This window comes from Pseudomonas sp. COR18, from assembly GCF_048568395.1.
Classification (GTDB): Bacteria; Pseudomonadota; Gammaproteobacteria; order Pseudomonadales; family Pseudomonadaceae; genus Aquipseudomonas; species Aquipseudomonas fuscovaginae_B.
This window is the reverse complement of the sequence record NZ_CP183808.1, coordinates 2,102,082-2,117,616: the sequence shown is the minus strand read 5'-3', so window position 1 is coordinate 2,117,616 and position 15,535 is coordinate 2,102,082. Positions and strand designations below refer to the sequence as shown.

General features: G+C 63.4%; 11 protein-coding genes and 1 pseudogene. 10 read left to right on the top strand and 2 right to left on the bottom strand.

The annotated features are described in order from the left end of the window. Window positions 1-166: 166 nt before the first annotated feature. Window positions 167-2,386 carry a primosomal protein N' gene (locus ACM62G_RS09765; protein ID WP_419737077.1) on the bottom strand — a complete coding sequence of 740 codons (2,220 nt, stop codon included), beginning with the start codon at window positions 2,384-2,386 and terminating at the stop codon, window positions 167-169. 164 nt (window positions 2,387-2,550) lie between these two features. On the opposite strand from ACM62G_RS09765, the gene rpmE reads away from it, so the two are divergent. Both rpmE and ACM62G_RS09755 read left to right on the top strand, forming a co-directional pair. Beyond that, entirely contained in the window at window positions 2,551-2,769 is a 219-nt protein-coding gene (gene rpmE / locus ACM62G_RS09760; RefSeq protein WP_054059108.1) for a 50S ribosomal protein L31, read from the top strand. A 342-nt stretch (window positions 2,770-3,111) separates the two neighbouring features. Next, window positions 3,112-4,380, top strand: coding sequence for a malic enzyme-like NAD(P)-binding protein (locus tag ACM62G_RS09755; RefSeq protein WP_186687223.1), 1,269 nt, complete (start codon window positions 3,112-3,114; stop codon window positions 4,378-4,380). Between the two features lie 203 nt (window positions 4,381-4,583). On the opposite strand, the gene ACM62G_RS09750 is transcribed toward ACM62G_RS09755, so the two are convergent. Continuing rightward, entirely contained in the window at window positions 4,584-7,016 is a 2,433-nt protein-coding gene (locus ACM62G_RS09750; RefSeq protein ID WP_419737506.1) for a penicillin-binding protein 1A, read from the bottom strand. Between the two features lie 206 nt (window positions 7,017-7,222). Here ACM62G_RS09750 and ACM62G_RS09745 point away from each other — a divergent pair, with 206 nt between their 5' ends. The 8 genes and pseudogenes from ACM62G_RS09745 (at window position 7,223) to ACM62G_RS09710 (ending at window position 15,468) form a co-directional block, all read left to right on the top strand. Then, the gene (locus ACM62G_RS09745) at window positions 7,223-8,287 is read left to right on the top strand and encodes a pilus assembly protein PilM (protein ID WP_054059111.1); all 1,065 of its coding nucleotides are present in this window, start codon (window positions 7,223-7,225) and stop codon (window positions 8,285-8,287) included. Continuing rightward, window positions 8,287-8,853: a PilN domain-containing protein gene (locus ACM62G_RS09740; RefSeq protein WP_419737076.1), complete on the top strand. Its 567-nt coding sequence runs from the start codon at window positions 8,287-8,289 to the stop codon at window positions 8,851-8,853. Before ACM62G_RS09745 ends, ACM62G_RS09740 begins: the two co-directional genes overlap by 1 nt. Beyond that, entirely contained in the window at window positions 8,850-9,473 is a 624-nt protein-coding gene (pilO, locus tag ACM62G_RS09735; protein ID WP_054059113.1) for a type 4a pilus biogenesis protein PilO, read from the top strand. Before ACM62G_RS09740 ends, pilO begins: the two co-directional genes overlap by 4 nt. After that, the gene (gene pilP / locus ACM62G_RS09730) at window positions 9,470-9,997 is read left to right on the top strand and encodes a type 4a pilus biogenesis lipoprotein PilP (RefSeq protein ID WP_054059114.1); all 528 of its coding nucleotides are present in this window, start codon (window positions 9,470-9,472) and stop codon (window positions 9,995-9,997) included. Before pilO ends, pilP begins: the two co-directional genes overlap by 4 nt. 11 nt (window positions 9,998-10,008) lie before the next feature. Next, window positions 10,009-12,083 (top strand): annotated as a pseudogene (gene pilQ, locus ACM62G_RS09725) (type IV pilus secretin PilQ). A 4-nt stretch (window positions 12,084-12,087) separates the two neighbouring features. Further along, window positions 12,088-12,606 (top strand): shikimate kinase AroK, encoded by a 519-nt coding sequence (gene aroK / locus ACM62G_RS09720; protein WP_026145113.1) that lies wholly within the window; start codon window positions 12,088-12,090, stop codon window positions 12,604-12,606. Window positions 12,607-12,755: 149 nt separating this feature from the next. Then, window positions 12,756-13,856: a 3-dehydroquinate synthase gene (aroB, locus tag ACM62G_RS09715; RefSeq protein ID WP_419737075.1), complete on the top strand. Its 1,101-nt coding sequence runs from the start codon at window positions 12,756-12,758 to the stop codon at window positions 13,854-13,856. A 10-nt stretch (window positions 13,857-13,866) separates the two neighbouring features. Then, the gene (locus ACM62G_RS09710) at window positions 13,867-15,468 is read left to right on the top strand and encodes an AAA family ATPase (RefSeq protein ID WP_416771426.1); all 1,602 of its coding nucleotides are present in this window, start codon (window positions 13,867-13,869) and stop codon (window positions 15,466-15,468) included. Window positions 15,469-15,535: the final 67 nt, after the last annotated feature.

The window sequence follows — 15,535 nt, the reverse complement described above, 5'->3', positions numbered from 1 at the left end:
TATTATCCGTTGCCGGGGCGAGCTTGCCAACCGGTTGCGGACTTGTGGTGTGCTTGAGGGACACTTCGCGGGCAAGCCACGCTCCTACAGGTCCGTGTCGTACACGAGATTTGTGTTCGACTCCGTCCTGTAGGAGCGTGGCTTGCCCGCGAAGAGGATCTCGCGATCAATAGAGGTCCACCGGATCGACATCCAGCGACCACCTGACCTGCCGCCCACCCGGCATCTGTTCCAGCACCAGCAGCCAATGGCTCAACAGGCGATGCAGCGGCGCGCGGGCGTTGGCCTGCAGCAGCAATTGCGCGCGGAAACGCCCGGCACGGCGCTCCATCGGTGCCGGTACCGGCCCCAGCAGCTCGATGCCACCCAGCTCCATCTCACCCAGCAGGCGTTCCGCCTCGCTGCAGGCTTCATCGAGGAAACCTTCCGCCTGGCCTGGCTTGTGGGCTTCGGCACGCAGCAGGGCCAGGTGCGCGAACGGCGGCAGGCCGGCGGCGCGGCGCTCGCTCAGGGCCTGTTCGGCGAAGGCGAAGTAACCCTGTTCGGTCAACTGCACCAGCAACGGATGATCCGCCAGGTGGGTCTGGATGATCACCTTGCCCGGCTCTTCCGCCCGCCCGGCACGGCCCGCGACCTGGACGATCAGTTGGGCCATGCGTTCGCTGGCGCGGAAGTCACCGGAAAACAGGCCACCATCGGCATCGAGGATCGAGACCAGGGTCACCCGTGGGAAGTGATGGCCCTTGGCAAGCATCTGCGTGCCGACCAGGATGCACGGCTGGCCTTTCTGGATGGTGGTGAACAGCTGGTTCATCGCGTCCTTGCGCGACGTGCTGTCGCGGTCGACCCGCAACACCGGGTAGTCGGGGAACAGGATCGCCAGGCGCTCTTCGGCCCGCTCGGTCCCGGCACCGACCGGGCGCAGGTCGACCTTGCCGCATTGTGGGCAATTGCGCGGTACCCGTTCGACGTTGCCGCAATGATGGCAACGCAGTTCGCCATAGCGCTGGTGTACGGTCATGCGTGCATCGCAGCGCGAGCATTCGGACATCCAGCCGCAGTCGTGACACAACAGCGTGGGCGCGAAGCCACGGCGGTTGAGGAACACCAGCACCTGCTGGCCGGCCGCGAGCGTCTGGCCGATGGCCTGCTGCATCGGCCCGGAGATGCCGCTGTCCAGGGGGCGGCTTTTCACGTCCAGGCGCAGGAAACGCGGTTCCTTGGCGCCGCCGGCGCGTTGGGTCAGGCGCAGCAGGCCGTAGCGGCCGATATGGGCGTTGTGCAGGCTTTCCAGTGACGGGGTGGCCGAGCCCAGCACGATCGGGATGTTTTCCTGGCGGGCGCGGACCAGGGCCAGATCGCGGGCGTGGTAGCGCAGGCCTTCCTGCTGTTTATAGGAGCCGTCGTGCTCTTCATCGATGATGATCAGCCCGGGGTTCTTCATCGGTGTGAACAGCGCCGAGCGGGTGCCGATGATGATGTCGGCTTCGCCGTCGCGGGCGGCGAGCCAGGCATCCAGACGTTCGCGATCGTTGACGGCGGAGTGCAGCAAGGCGATCCGGGCGTTGAAGCGCTGCTCGAAGCGCGCCAGGGTCTGTGGACCGAGGTTGATCTCCGGGATCAGCACCAGGGCCTGCTTGCCGGCCTCCAGGGTTTCGCGGATCAGTTGCAGGTAGACTTCGGTCTTGCCGCTGCCGGTGACGCCGGCCAGCAGGAAGGCGTGAAAGCTGTCGAAGCCGGTACGGATTGCCGTGCAGGCGGCACGTTGTTCCTCGTTGAGCGGCAGTTCCGGTTGCGCCAGCCAGTGCTCGTGGCGCTCGCCGGGGGCGTGCCTGCGGATTTCCACCTGCACCAGTTCCTTGGCCAGCAGCAGGTCGAGGCTGTCCTTGCTCAGTTGCAGTTTGCCCAGCAGTTGGTGTGCCACGCCGTGGGGGTGCTGCGCCAGGGTGGCCAGGGCCTCGCGCTGGCGGGGTGCCCGGACGATCCGTGGGTCGTCGAGGCGCGCGCCCGGTGCCATCGACCAGAAACGCTCCTGGCGCGCCTCGGCCGGCTCGCCCTGGCGCAGCAGCACCGGCAGGGCCCAGCTCAGGGTGTCGCCGAGGCTGTGCTGGTAATACTGGGCGGTCCACAGGCACAGCCGGAACAGCGCCGGCGGCAGCGGTGGCGTGGTGTCGAGCAGGGCCAGTGCCGGCTTGAGCTTGTCCGCCGGGACTTCGCTGTGCTCGGCCACTTCCACCAGAATGCCGATCATTTCCCGCCGCCCGAATGGCACCCGCAGCCGCATGCCGGGGTGCAGCGCGTTACGCGGCACTCCCTTGGGCGCCCGGTAGTCGAACAGGCGGCGCAGGGGCGAAGGCAGGGCGAGGCGCAGAATGGCTTCGGACACGCGGTTATCCCGGGTAATGGCGATGAGAAGGGCGGGAGCCTAGCAGACGACTGGTGCCGGTGACAGCTTGCTTCATTCTGCAAGGGTGGTATTATCGCCGGCTAAATTACGTGCGGTGTTCAACAATAGTGTTGGGCGGCGGCACGCTAGCCGAGGAAGTCACCATGAAACCAGACGTTCATCCAGAATACCCAGCAGTTGCCGTTACCTGCAGCTGCGGCAACAAGTTCGAAACCCGTTCGACCTTCGCCAAGCCTCTGGCAATCGACGTGTGCAACGAGTGCCACCCGTTCTACACCGGTAAGCAGAAGACTCTGGACACCGGCGGCCGCGTTCAGAAGTTCGCCGATCGTTTCGGTGCATTCGGCGCGAAAAAGGCCTGAGGCCTTTTTACTGGGCAGCCTGAATGGCTGTTCCACGCTGATGAAGAAGGCGCTCCTTGTGAGCGCCTTTTTTGTGGGCGCAAGGTTGGCCGGCGTCAGGGCGGGGGCGTGGCGACTGCTATTCTTGAAGTGATACCAGGTCTTCGTAAGGGCCTTTCGAGAAAAAGTGTAGACATTTTTCATCTCGATTGTGAACAGTTTGCGCCTTGTATTCCGTGGCTCTTGGGCCAAAGTCGTAGGTTGCGACCCTTGACACGGGTGACCGGTCAGTCTTGTGAGGACTTTGCGACACGCGTATCCTCGGCGGTCCGTCTGTCCCACAGTAAAAAGCGGAATGCCCACATGTCAGATTTGAAAACTGCCGCTCTCGAATATCATGCCAATCCTCGTCCGGGGAAGCTGAGCGTCGAGCTCACCAAAGCCACCGCCACCGCCCGCGACCTGTCGCTGGCCTACAGCCCTGGCGTTGCCGAGCCCGTACGTGAAATCGGCCGCGATCCCGAACTGGCCTACAAGTACACTGGCAAGGGCAACCTGGTTGCGGTCATTTCCGATGGCACCGCGATCCTCGGCCTGGGTAACCTCGGCCCATTGGCCTCCAAGCCGGTCATGGAAGGCAAGGGCGTACTGTTCAAGCGTTTCGCCGGTATCGACGTGTTCGACATCGAAGTCGACTCGGAAAGCCCACAAGCCTTCATCGACACCGTCAAGCGCATCTCCATCACCTTCGGTGGCATCAACCTGGAAGACATCAAGGCACCCGAGTGCTTCGAGATCGAGCGCGCTCTGATCGAGCAGTGCGACATCCCGGTGTTCCACGATGACCAGCACGGTACCGCAATCGTTACCGCGGCCGGCATGATCAACGCCCTGGAAATCGCCGGCAAGACCCTGCCGGAAGCGAAGATCGTCTGCCTGGGTGCCGGCGCTGCCGCGATCTCCTGCATGAAGCTGCTGGTCAGCATGGGTGCGAAGATCGAGAACATCTACATGATCGACCGTAGCGGCGTGATCCACTCCGGCCGTGACGACCTGAACCAGTACAAGGCGGTCTTCGCCCACGCGACCGACAAGCGTACCCTGGCCGATGCCCTGGAAGGCGCTGACGTGTTCGTCGGTCTGTCCGGCCCGAACCTGCTGAGCGCTGAAGGCCTGAAGTCCATGGCGGCCAACCCGATCGTGTTCGCCTGCTCGAACCCGGATCCGGAAATCGCCCCGGCGCTGGCCCATGCCACCCGTAGCGACGTGATCATGGCCACCGGTCGTTCGGACTTCCCGAACCAGGTCAACAACGTGCTGGGCTTCCCGTTCATCTTCCGTGGTGCCCTGGACGTTCGCGCCAAGCGCATCAACGAGGAAATGAAAATCGCCGCAGCCAACGCCCTGAAGGATCTGGCCAAGCTGCCGGTGCCGAAGGAAGTGTGCGAGGCCTATGGCGTTGACTCGCTGGAGTTCGGTCGTGAGTACATCATTCCGAAGCCGCTGGATGCCCGTCTGATCACCGTGATCTCCGATGCCGTGGCCAAGGCCGCGATCGAGACCGGCGTGGCGACCCTGCCGTATCCGAAGCACTACCCGCTGAAAAGCGTGGATGACGTGTTCAATGGCTAAGCCGCTGTAGCGTCGAATGAAAAGCCCCGGCTCGGATGAGCCGGGGCTTTTTTGTTCGTGTCGGGACAGGCGTGAGAGTTGCGCAGACCATTCGCGGGCAAGCCGCGCTCCTACAGGCCTGTGCTGCACACGGGGGCGTGTACGACACGAAACTGTAGGAGCCGGGCTTGCCCGCGAAGGCAGCGCCGCGGTTTTGTCCCAGATCAGAACAGGTCGATCGGCGCCGACTCGTCCGCCGGCAGCGGGCTGCCGGGGGCACTGCCACCCGTGCCCAGCTCATTGACCGATGGCGGCGTGTCCTCGCTCTTGAACAGCTCGAAGTAGGCGTTTGGCGTGCCCGGTACCGCTGCACGGCCACTGACCGGGTCGACCCGCAGGCTGAGGATACCTTCCGGCTCGGCCTGGGTGTGTGGCGGCTTGTCCTTGAGCGCGGCACCCATGTAGTCCATCCAGATCGGCAGCGCCACCGTGCCGCCGAACTCGCGGCGGCCAAGGCTTTCCGGCTGGTCGAAGCCGGTCCAGACCGTGGTCACGTAGTCGGCGTTGTAGCCGCTGAACCAGGCATCCTTGGATTCGTTGGTGGTACCGGTCTTGCCCGCCAGGTCGCTGCGGCCCAGGGCCAGGGCGCGGCGGCCGGTGCCGAGCTTGATCACGTCCTCGAGCATGCTGTTGAGGATGTAGGTGGTGCGCCCGTCGACGATACGCTCGGCGACCGCCGGTGCCTGGGCGGCAGGCGCCGGTCCTTCGCTGGTGCCATTGATGGTGAAGGTCGAATGGCTCGGTGCGGCGATACCGCTGCTGGCCGCCATGCCGGTGGGTACGCTCGGCGGGTTGGCGACGAACAGGGTCTCGCCGTTGCGGCTTTCGATCTTGTCGATCAGGTATGGCGTGATCTTGTAGCCGCCGTTGGCAAAGGTGCTCCAGCCGGTGGCGATTTCCATCGGCGTCAGGGTCGCGGTACCCAGGGCCAGGGACAGGTTGCGCGGCAGGTCCTGCTTGTTGAAGCCGAACCGGGCGATGTAGTCGATGGTCTTGTCGACGCCCAGGCTCTGCAGCAGGCGGATCGAGACCAGGTTGCGCGACTTGTACAGCGCTTCGCGCAGGCGGATCGGGCCGAGGAAGGTGTTGGTGTCGTTCTTCGGCCGCCAGACCTTGTCCAGGTATTCGTCGACGAACACGATCGGCGCGTCGTTGACCAGGCTGGCCGGGGTGTAGCCGTTGTCCAGGGCTGCGCTGTAGATGAACGGCTTGAAGCTCGAACCCGGCTGGCGCTTGGCCTGCATGGCGCGGTTGTAGTTGCTCTGCTCGAAGGCGAAGCCGCCGACCAGGGCGCGAATGGCGCCGTTCTGCGGGTCGAGCGAGACCAGTGCGCTCTGGGCGGCCGGGATCTGGCTGAACTTGAGGCTGTTGTCGGCCTGGCGCTGCACGCGGATCAGGTCGCCGACCTGGGCGACGTCGGCAGGTTGTTTCGGTGCCGCGCCGATGCTGTTGGTGTTCAGGTAGGGGCGGGCCCACTTCATGGTGTCCCAGGCCACGCTCTCGATGCCGTTGCGGGTCAATACGTGCAGGGCGTTCTTGTCCACCTGGGTAACGATCGCCGGCTCAAGCCCGCTGATGGTGCGCTGCTTGCTCAGCTCGAGGTTCCAGGCCTCGCGGGTCTTGCCCGGCAGGCGCGACTCGGGGCTGCGGTAGCCGTGGCGCTGGTCGTAGGTGATCAGACCTTCCTGAACCGCATGGTTGGCCAGTTCCTGCAGGTTGCTCGGCACCGTGGTGGTGACGCGGAAACCTTCGGTGTAGGCGTCGCTGCCGTAGCGGCCGACCATTTCGGCGCGGGCCATCTCGGCGATGTACGGCGCGTTCACTTCCGGTGTCGGCACGTGGTAGCTGGCGTTCATCGGCTCGGCGAGAGCGGCCTGGTAGGCGGCCTCGTCGATCTTGCCCAGCTTGTACATGCGGCCGAGGATCCAGTCGCGGCGCTCCTTGGCCCGTACCGGGTTGGCCAGCGGGTTGAAGCGCGACGGTGCCTTGGGCAGGCCGGCGATCGTGGCCATCTGGGCCAGGCTGATGTCGCGGATCGACTTGCCGTAATAAACCTGCGATGCGGCTTCGATACCGTAGGCACGGTTACCGAGGTAGATCTTGTTCACGTACAGCTCGAGGATTTCGTCCTTGGTCAGTTGCCGCTCGATCTGCAGGGCCAGAAGAATTTCATTGGTCTTGCGCGAGAAGCTACGCTCACTGGACAGGAAGAAGTTCTTCGCCACCTGCATGGTGATGGTGCTGCCGCCGGACTGGATATGGCCGCTCTTGACCAGTTGGGTCGCGGCGCGCATCAGGCTGCTGGGGTCGACGCCATAGTGGTTGGCGAAGTTGTCGTCTTCGGCACTGAGCAGGGCGTTGATGAAGTTCGGGGGGATGTCGGCGAAGCGAATGGGAGAGCGACGCATTTCACCAAATTCGGCTATCAGCTTGCCATCACTGGTGTAGACCCGCAGTGGAATCTGCAACTGGATGCTTCGCAGGGCCTCCACGGACGGCAGGCCCGGACTAAGATAGAGAAACGCGCCGCTCAGGACGAGCAGCAGCCCGCAGAATATGGCGACGAAAGACCACCCGAAAAACTTCAGCAGACGAATCAAGGCTTGTGGATTTCCAGATAAAAGAATGAGTTGGGCGTCAGGCTAGATTCACGGCAAGCGCTGGTTCGACGACTCGGAGAAAAGCGTGGGGCATTATAAGCATTTTTGGCCTTGAGCGTCATTTGCGCTTATGTCAAGACTGCTATTAAATGCCCTTCATCATAAAGGGTCCGTAAGTCGCGGATAGTAATAGGGAATCGGTAGTGCTTGGACTCTTCGGCAAAAAAGCGCATTCGCTCCTGGGCATAGACATCAGTTCCACCTCGGTCAAGCTCCTTGAATTGAGCCGCTCGGGCAATCGATATCGGGTCGAGTCCTATGCCGTGGAACCGCTGCCGCCCAATGCCGTGGTCGAGAAGAACATTGCCGAACTCGAAGGCGTCGGCCAGGCCCTGACGCGAGTGCTGCTCAAGGCCCGGACCAGTGCACGCGAAGCCGCGGTGGCGGTGGCCGGTTCCGCGGTCATCACCAAGACCATCGAAATGGATGCCGGGCTCTCCGATGACGACATGGAGAGCCAGCTCAAGATCGAAGCCGACCAGTACATTCCCTATCCGCTGGAGGAAGTCGCCATCGACTTCGAGGTCCAGGGGTATTCGGCGCGCAACCCCGAGCGGGTCGAGGTGCTGTTGGCCGCCTGTCGGAAAGAAAATGTCGAGGTGCGCGAGGCGGCCCTCGGCCTGGCCGGGCTCGATGCCCGGGTGGTCGATGTCGAGGCTTATGCGCTGGAGCGCTCCTTTGGCCTGCTGGCGTCCCAGTTGGCCATCGACCACGACAAGCTGACGGTCGCGGTGGTCGATATCGGTGCGACCATGACCACCCTCAGCGTCCTGCATAACGGGCGGATCATCTATACCCGCGAGCAATTGTTCGGCGGACGCCAGCTTACCGAGGAAATCCAGCGGCGCTATGGCCTTTCCAACGAGGAGGCGGGGCTGGCGAAGAAGCAGGGCGGCCTGCCCGACGATTATGTCGTCGAGGTCCTGCAGCCGTTCAAGGATGCTCTGGTCCAGCAGGTGTCGCGCTCCCTGCAGTTCTTCTTCGCCTCGGGCCAGTACAACGATGTCGACTACATCCTGCTGGCCGGCGGCACCGCCTCCATTGCCGGGCTCGATCACCTGATCCAGCAGCGGCTGGGCACGCCGACCATGGTCGCCAACCCTTTCGCCGACATGGCGTTGAGCAGCAAGGTCAATGCCGGGGCACTGGCCAGCGATGCGCCAGCCCTGATGATCGCCTGTGGCCTGGCGTTGAGGAGTTTTGACTGATGGCGCGGATCAACCTTCTGCCCTGGCGTGAACAACTGCGTGAAGAGCGACGCAAACGCTTCCTGACGGCCTTGGTCGGAGTGCTGGTGATTTCGGTCGGTATCGTCCTGATCGCCGACCAGTACATCAGCCATTCCATCGATCACCAGGTTGCACGCAATGCCTATGTGAGCAAGGAAATCGCCCAGCTCGACTCGCGGATCAAGCAGATCAGCGACTTGAAAGCCCGTCGCCAGCAGTTGATCGAACGCATGAAGATCATCCAGGACCTGCAGGGCAACCGCTCGATCAGTGGGCGGATCTTCGATCAACTGACGCGGACTCTGCCCGATGGCGTGTATTTCACGGACGTGAAAATGACCGGTAAAACCATCGCGATCACCGGTGCGGCGGAGTCCAACAACCGTGTCTCGGACCTGATGCGCAATCTCGATGCCTCCGACTGGCTCGAGGCCCCCAGCCTGACCGAGGTCAAGGCGACCACCAGTGGCACGGTGGATCAGGCCAACGTCTTCCAGCTGAGCGTGCGCCAGACCCAGCCTCCGGTTTCGGGGGTCGCCAAATGAATATTTCCGAACGGCTGGAGAGCCTGCGCAAGATCGACATCGCCGATCTCGACATGCAGAACATCGGCTCCTGGCCGGCTGCGGTCAAGGTGTTCTGTGGGGTGATTGTCGCGGTGTTGGTGCTGGCGTTGGGCTACGTGGTTTATATCCAGGACCTGACCGGGCAACTGGACCAGCAGCGGGCCAGCGAGGTCACTCTCAAGGAGCAGTTCGCGACCAAGGCGCACCTGGCGGCGAACCTCGAGGCCTATACCCAGCAGATGCTCGACATGGAGGCCTCCTTCGGCGCACTGCTCAAGCAACTGCCCAGCGACACCGAAGTGCCGGGGCTGCTGGAAGACATCACGCGTACCGGGCTCGGCAGCGGGCTGGAGTTCGAGGAGATCAAGCTGTTGCCGGAAGTGGCGCAGCAGTTCTATATCGAGCTGCCGATCCAGATCACTGTCACCGGCGCCTATCACGACCTGGCCACCTTCGTCAGCGGTGTGGCCAGCCTGCCGCGCATCGTCACCCTGCATGACTTCGAGATCAGGCCGGTGACCGAGGGCAACGGCAACAAGCTGCGCATGAACATTCTAGCCAAGACCTATCGCTACAACGACAAGGGGCTGCAGAAATGATCGGCTTGCGCGGGTTGTGCGTGGGGTTGCTGACCCTGTTGCTGGCCGGTTGTGGCGGTGGCAATGACTTCAGCGACCTGGATGCCTACATGCGCGAGGTGCGCGCGCGGCCGGCCGGCAACATCGAGCCGACGCCCAAGTTCCAGTCCTACGAAACGTTCACCTACAGCGCGGCGTCGCTGCGCAGTCCGTTCCAGCCGCCGGTCAAGATCGACCTGGTGAATCGCCAGAAGGGCTCGCGCGAGGTCAAGCCGGATCCGAACCGGACCAAACAATTCCTCGAAGGCTTCAACATCGAGCAGTTCGAGATGGTGGGCACCCTTTCCAACGCCAGCGGTACCTACGCCCTGTTGCGCGGGGCCGGTGGTGTTCATCGATTGAAGGTGGGCGATTACCTGGGCCGCAACGAGGGCCGTATCGTGGCCATCACCGATTCCCAGGTCGAAGTGATCGAGATCGTTCCGGACGGCGAAGGCGGCTGGCTGGAACGACCTCGCACCATCCCCTTGAAAGAGCACTCATAGTGGAACTCGATATGAACAGGATCCTTTGCGCCCTCGGCCTTTCGCTATGGATGGCGCTGGTGTCGCCGATGGTGTTCGCTGCCAATCTCAAGACCCTCGACGTGGCGGCGCTGCCTGGGGATCGGGTCGAGATCAAGCTGGCCTTCGACAGCGCCCCCCGGCTCCGCACGGCTATACCACCGAGCAGCCGGCGCGGATTGCCCTGGACCTGACCGGGGTGGCCAGCCAGCTGACCGCCCGGACTCGCGACCTGGGCGTGGGCAACGCGCGCAGTGTGACCGTGGTCGAGGCCAAGGATCGCACCCGGCTGATCATCAACCTGACCAAACTGGCGCCCTACAGCACCCGGATCGATGGCAACAACCTGTTCGTGGTGGTCGGCCAGGGCACGGCGCCCGCGGTTGCCAGCCCGGCGGCCGGCAGCCGGCCGGTGGCTGCCGCCGCGCAACCGGCGCGGGTGGCGCCCAAGGCCTATGCGCCGGTGGGCAAGGCCATTCGCAGCGTCGACTTCCAGCGTGGCGAGCAGGGCGAAGGCAATGTGGTCATCGAGCTTTCCGATCCTTCCATCAGCCCGGATATCCAGGAAAAGGGCGGCAAGATCAGCGTGGACTTCCCGCGCACCCAATTGCCGGAGTCCCTGCGCGTGCGCCTGGACGTGAAGGACTTCGCCACGCCGGTGCAGTACGTCAATGCCACGGCTGGCGCCGACCGCGCGAGCATTTCCATCGAGCCGGGCGGTGCCTTCGATTATTCGACCTACCAGACCGACAACAAGCTGACCATCAGTGTCCGTCCGCTGACCGTCGATGACATTCAGCGACGCAACGCCGAGCGTTTTGTCTACAGCGGCGAAAAGCTTTCGCTGAACTTCCAGGACATCGACGTCCGTTCGGTGCTGCAACTGATCGCCGACTTCACCAACCTGAACCTGGTGGCCAGCGACACGGTGCAGGGCGGGATCACCCTGCGCCTGCAGAACGTGCCGTGGGACCAGGCGCTGGACCTGGTGCTCAAGACCAAGGGCCTGGACAAGCGCAAGATCGGCAACGTACTGCTGGTAGCGCCGGCGGACGAGATCGCCGCGCGTGAGCGCCAGGAACTCGAGTCGCAGAAGCAGATCGCCGAACTGGCGCCGCTGCGCCGCGAGCTGCTGCAGGTCAACTATGCCAAGGCCGCGGATATCGCCAAGCTGTTCCAGTCGGTGACCAGCGCCGAGAGCAAGGGCGACGAGCGTGGCTCGATCACCGTGGACGAGCGTACCAACAACATCATTGCCTACCAGACCCAGGAGCGCCTTGACGAATTGCGGCGGATCGTTGCGCAGTTGGACATCCCGGTGCGCCAGGTGATGATCGAGGCGCGTATCGTCGAAGCCAACGTCGGCTACGACAAGCAACTGGGTGCTCGCTGGGGCGGCAGCATTTCCGGTGGCAACTGGAAGACCAATGGCGGTTCGCCGACCCTGAGCCGGCTGACCGGCCAGAGCGCCAGCACGCCGTTCGTCGACCTGGGAGCGACTTCGGCGACCTCCGGTATCGGTATCGGCTTCGTCACCGACAACACCATTCTCGACCTGGAACTGAGCGCGATGGAGAAGACCGGCAACGGTGAAGTCGTGTCGCAGCCCAAGGTGGTCACGTCCGACAAGGAAACCGCGAAGATCCTCAAGGGCACGGAAATCCCGTACCAGGAATCGAGTTCCAGCGGTGCCACCTCGGTGTCCTTCAAGGAGGCGTCGCTGTCGCTGGAGGTCACGCCGCAGATCACTCCGGACAACCGGATCATCATGGAAGTGAAGGTCACCAAGGATGAGCCGGACTACCAGAACGTGCTCAACAACGTACCGCCGATCAAGAAGAACGAAGTCAACGCCAAGGTGCTGGTCAACGACGGTGAGACCGTGGTGATCGGCGGCGTATTCTCCAATACTCAGAGCAAAACCGAAGAGAAGGTGCCATTTCTGGGCGATGTGCCGTATGTTGGGCGCCTTTTCCGTCGGGACATCGTCTCGGAAGCAAAATCCGAGCTGCTGGTATTCCTGACTCCGCGTATCATGAATAACCAGGCGATTGCTGTGAGTCGTTGATTCTGTGCGAAATTTGATTCTTGTTGGGCCTATGGGTGCTGGAAAGAGCACCATAGGTCGTTTGCTGGCCAAAGAGTTGCGTCTGCCGTTCAAGGATTCCGACAAGGAAATTGAATTGCGCACCGGCGCGAATATCCCGTGGATCTTCGACAAGGAAGGCGAGCCAGGCTTCCGTGATCGCGAACAGGCCATGATCGCCGAGTTGTGTGCCAGCGATGGCGTGGTGCTGGCGACAGGCGGTGGCGCGGTGATGCGCGATGAAAACCGCCAGGCACTGCATGCCGGCGGCCGGGTGGTCTACCTGCATGCCTCGGTGGAGCAGCAGGTCGGGCGTACCGCCCGCGACCGCAACCGGCCGTTGCTGCGTACCGCCGACCCGGCGAAGACCCTGCGCGACCTGCTGGCGATCCGTGACCCGCTGTATCGGGAAATCGCCGATCTGGTGGTGGAAACCGATGAGCGGCCACCACGTATGGTCGTACTGGACATCCTGGAGCGCTTGCAGCAGCTACCTCCCCGTTAAAGCAGGCGAGGAAATGCGCTATTCTCGACGCCCGCCATGCCCGCCCGCGGTCATGGCTCAAGGCCATCGGGCCGCGCCGGAAACGGACGCCGCCAACAATCGTTAATCCTGGGACTGGACGCCCGCGTCCATCTTCACTGTGGGGACACATGCAGACACTTAAGGTCGATCTTGGCGAGCGTAGCTACCCGATTCATATTGGCGAGGGGTTGCTGGACCAGCCCGAGCTACTGACGCCGTACATTGCCGGTCGGCAAGTCGCAATCGTCTCCAACGAAACCGTCGCGCCGCTCTATCTCGAGCGCCTGACTCGCAGCCTGGCGGCCTATTCGGTGATCTCGGTGGTGCTGCCCGACGGCGAAGCCTTCAAGAACTGGGAAACCCTGCAACTGATCTTCGACGGCCTGCTGAAAGCCCGTCACGATCGCCGCACCACCCTCATCGCCCTGGGTGGCGGGGTAATCGGTGACATGGCCGGTTTCGCCGCGGCCTGTTATCAGCGCGGGGTGGACTTTATCCAGGTTCCGACTACCTTGTTGTCGCAGGTCGATTCGTCGGTGGGCGGCAAGACCGGTATCAACCATCCGCTGGGCAAGAACATGGTGGGTGCGTTCTATCAGCCGAATGCGGTGCTGATCGATACCGCGAGCCTCAGGACGTTGCCGGCCCGGGAACTGTCGGCGGGCCTGGCGGAGGTCATCAAGTACGGGCTCATCTGCGACGAGCCATTCCTGACCTGGCTGGAGGAGCATGTCGATGCCCTGCGTAGCCTGGACCAGGCGGCCCTGACCGTGGCCATCGAGCGTTCCTGCGCGGCCAAGGCGGCCGTGGTCGGTGCCGATGAGCGCGAGTCCGGCGTGCGTGCCACGCTCAACCTCGGGCACACCTTTGGCCATGCCATCGAAACCCACATGGGCTATGGCGTCTGGCTGCACGGTGAAGCGGTGGCGGCGGGCACGGTCATGGCGCTGGAAATGTCGGCGCGCCTGGGCTGGATCACCGAGGCCGAGCGCGATCGCGTTATTCGCCTGTTCCAGCGCGCAGGCTTGCCGGTCATTCCCCCGGAGGAAATGACCGAAGCCGATTTTCTCGAACACATGGCAGTTGACAAGAAAGTGATCGACGGTCGCATGCGCCTGGTGCTGTTGCGCCGCATGGGCGAAGCCGTAGTGACCGACGATTATCCGAAAGAGGTTCTACAGGCCACGCTGGGGGCGGACTACCGCGCCTTGGCTCAGCTTAAAGGTTGATTAGATTCCGATGACTAGTTTGCATGCCGACGAGGCTTTCCTCGGCCATTATCAGTTGAGTCACGATCCTTTCGCTCCACGGGTGCCTGGCTTCAAGTTTTTCCCGGCCCAGCGCAAGCCGGTGCTGGGGCAGTTGCATCACCTGGCGCGCTACAGCCAGTTGCTGCTGGTGGTGACCGGCCCGCTGGGCAGCGGCAAGACCCTGCTGCGCCAGGCGCTGGTGGCCAGCACCAACAAGCAGTCGGTGCAGAGCGTGGTGGTTTCCGCCCGTGGAGCCGGCGATGCGGCTGGTGTGCTGTACCAGATCGCCCAGGCCCTGAACGTGGCCGAAGCCGACGTATCCTCGATCCTGGCGCAGGTGGTGCAGCTGGCGCTCACCGGCCAGGAGGTCTATCTGCTGGTCGATGATGCCGAGCAACTGGACGATTCGGCGATCGAGGCGTTGCTGGCCCTGGCCGCTGGTGCGCCGGAAGGCCGGCCACATGTCTTCCTGTTTGGCGAGTCGTCGCTGATTGCCGCCCTGGAGCCGCACAGTGCGCAGGAAGAGCGTTTTCATGTGATCGAGCTGCAACCCTACACGGAAGAGGAAACGCGCGAATACCTGGCCCAGCGCCTGGAAGGTGCGGGACAGGGGATAGAACTTTTTTCCGCTGAGCAGATCACTGAGATTCACGAAAGCGCCGAAGGCTGGCCTGGCAACATCAACCAGGTGGCCCGCGACGCAATGATCGAAGCCATGATTGCCAGCCGCTCCGCGGTCAAGCGACCAAGTATGGGGTTCAAGATGTCAAAGAAATACGTGTTGGCGTTGTCCGGCGTGGTGGTGGTCGCGATCGCTGCGGCCTGGATGAGTTCTGGTCGCAGCAAGGCGCCGGTAACCGCCGGCGCGCCGAGCGAGCAGGCCCAGCTGCCGTTGGGACAGGCGCCGAAGCCGGGCAGTGGTCCGTCGGTCGAATTCGCCGGCAATTCGCAACCGATGCCGCTGCCGTTGGTCGGCCAGTCGCAGCCGGTGATGCGCGGCCCGTTGGCCGAAGCGGCCGGTGGCATGCCGGAAGGCGACGACGGCGGTGCTCCGGCGGTGGAGGGTGGCGTAGCGCAGCCTCCAACGGTGACCACGACCGCGCCACCGCTGGGCGTGCCGGCAGGTCCTGCGCCGACCCCGGCTCGTCCGACGCCGGCGCCCACCCAGGTGGCCACGGCCAAGCCGGCCGCTCCAGCCGCCAAGCCTGCGCAGACGCCCGTACCGGTACCGGCCGCCAAGCCGGTGGCCAAGGCCGAGAAACCGGTCGAGAAGCCCGTTGCGGCAGCGGCCAAGCCGGCTGCCGGCAGTAGCTGGTATGCAGGCCAGGCTCCGGGCCACTACGTGGTGCAGATCCTGGGCACCAGCTCCGAAGCCACTGCCCAGAACTTCATCAAGGAGCAGGGCGGCGAGTACCGTTATTTCAAGAAAGTGCTCAACGGCAAGCCGCTTTATGTGATCACCTATGGTAGTTTCGCCAGCCGCGATGCAGCGGTAAGCGCTATCAAGGCCTTGCCAGCGAAGGTTCAGGCTGGTAAACCTTGGCCTCGCACTGTCGCCAGCGTCCAACAGGACCTCGCCACAACTCGCTGATGATTCGGCGGCCTTACCCAGGTCGCCTTTCCAGCACCTCAAAATTTCCACCTCGGCGCGCAGCCCG

Coding starts and splice junctions, on each gene's coding strand:
- rpmE (WP_054059108.1), top strand. CDS start 2,551: ATGAAACCAGACGTTCATCCAGAATACCCAGCAGTTGCCGTTACCTGC.
- ACM62G_RS09755 (WP_186687223.1), top strand. CDS start 3,112: ATGTCAGATTTGAAAACTGCCGCTCTCGAATATCATGCCAATCCTCGT.
- ACM62G_RS09740 (WP_419737076.1), top strand. CDS start 8,287: ATGGCGCGGATCAACCTTCTGCCCTGGCGTGAACAACTGCGTGAAGAG.
- pilO (WP_054059113.1), top strand. CDS start 8,850: ATGAATATTTCCGAACGGCTGGAGAGCCTGCGCAAGATCGACATCGCC.
- pilP (WP_054059114.1), top strand. CDS start 9,470: ATGATCGGCTTGCGCGGGTTGTGCGTGGGGTTGCTGACCCTGTTGCTG.
- aroB (WP_419737075.1), top strand. CDS start 12,756: ATGCAGACACTTAAGGTCGATCTTGGCGAGCGTAGCTACCCGATTCAT.
- ACM62G_RS09710 (WP_416771426.1), top strand. CDS start 13,867: ATGACTAGTTTGCATGCCGACGAGGCTTTCCTCGGCCATTATCAGTTG.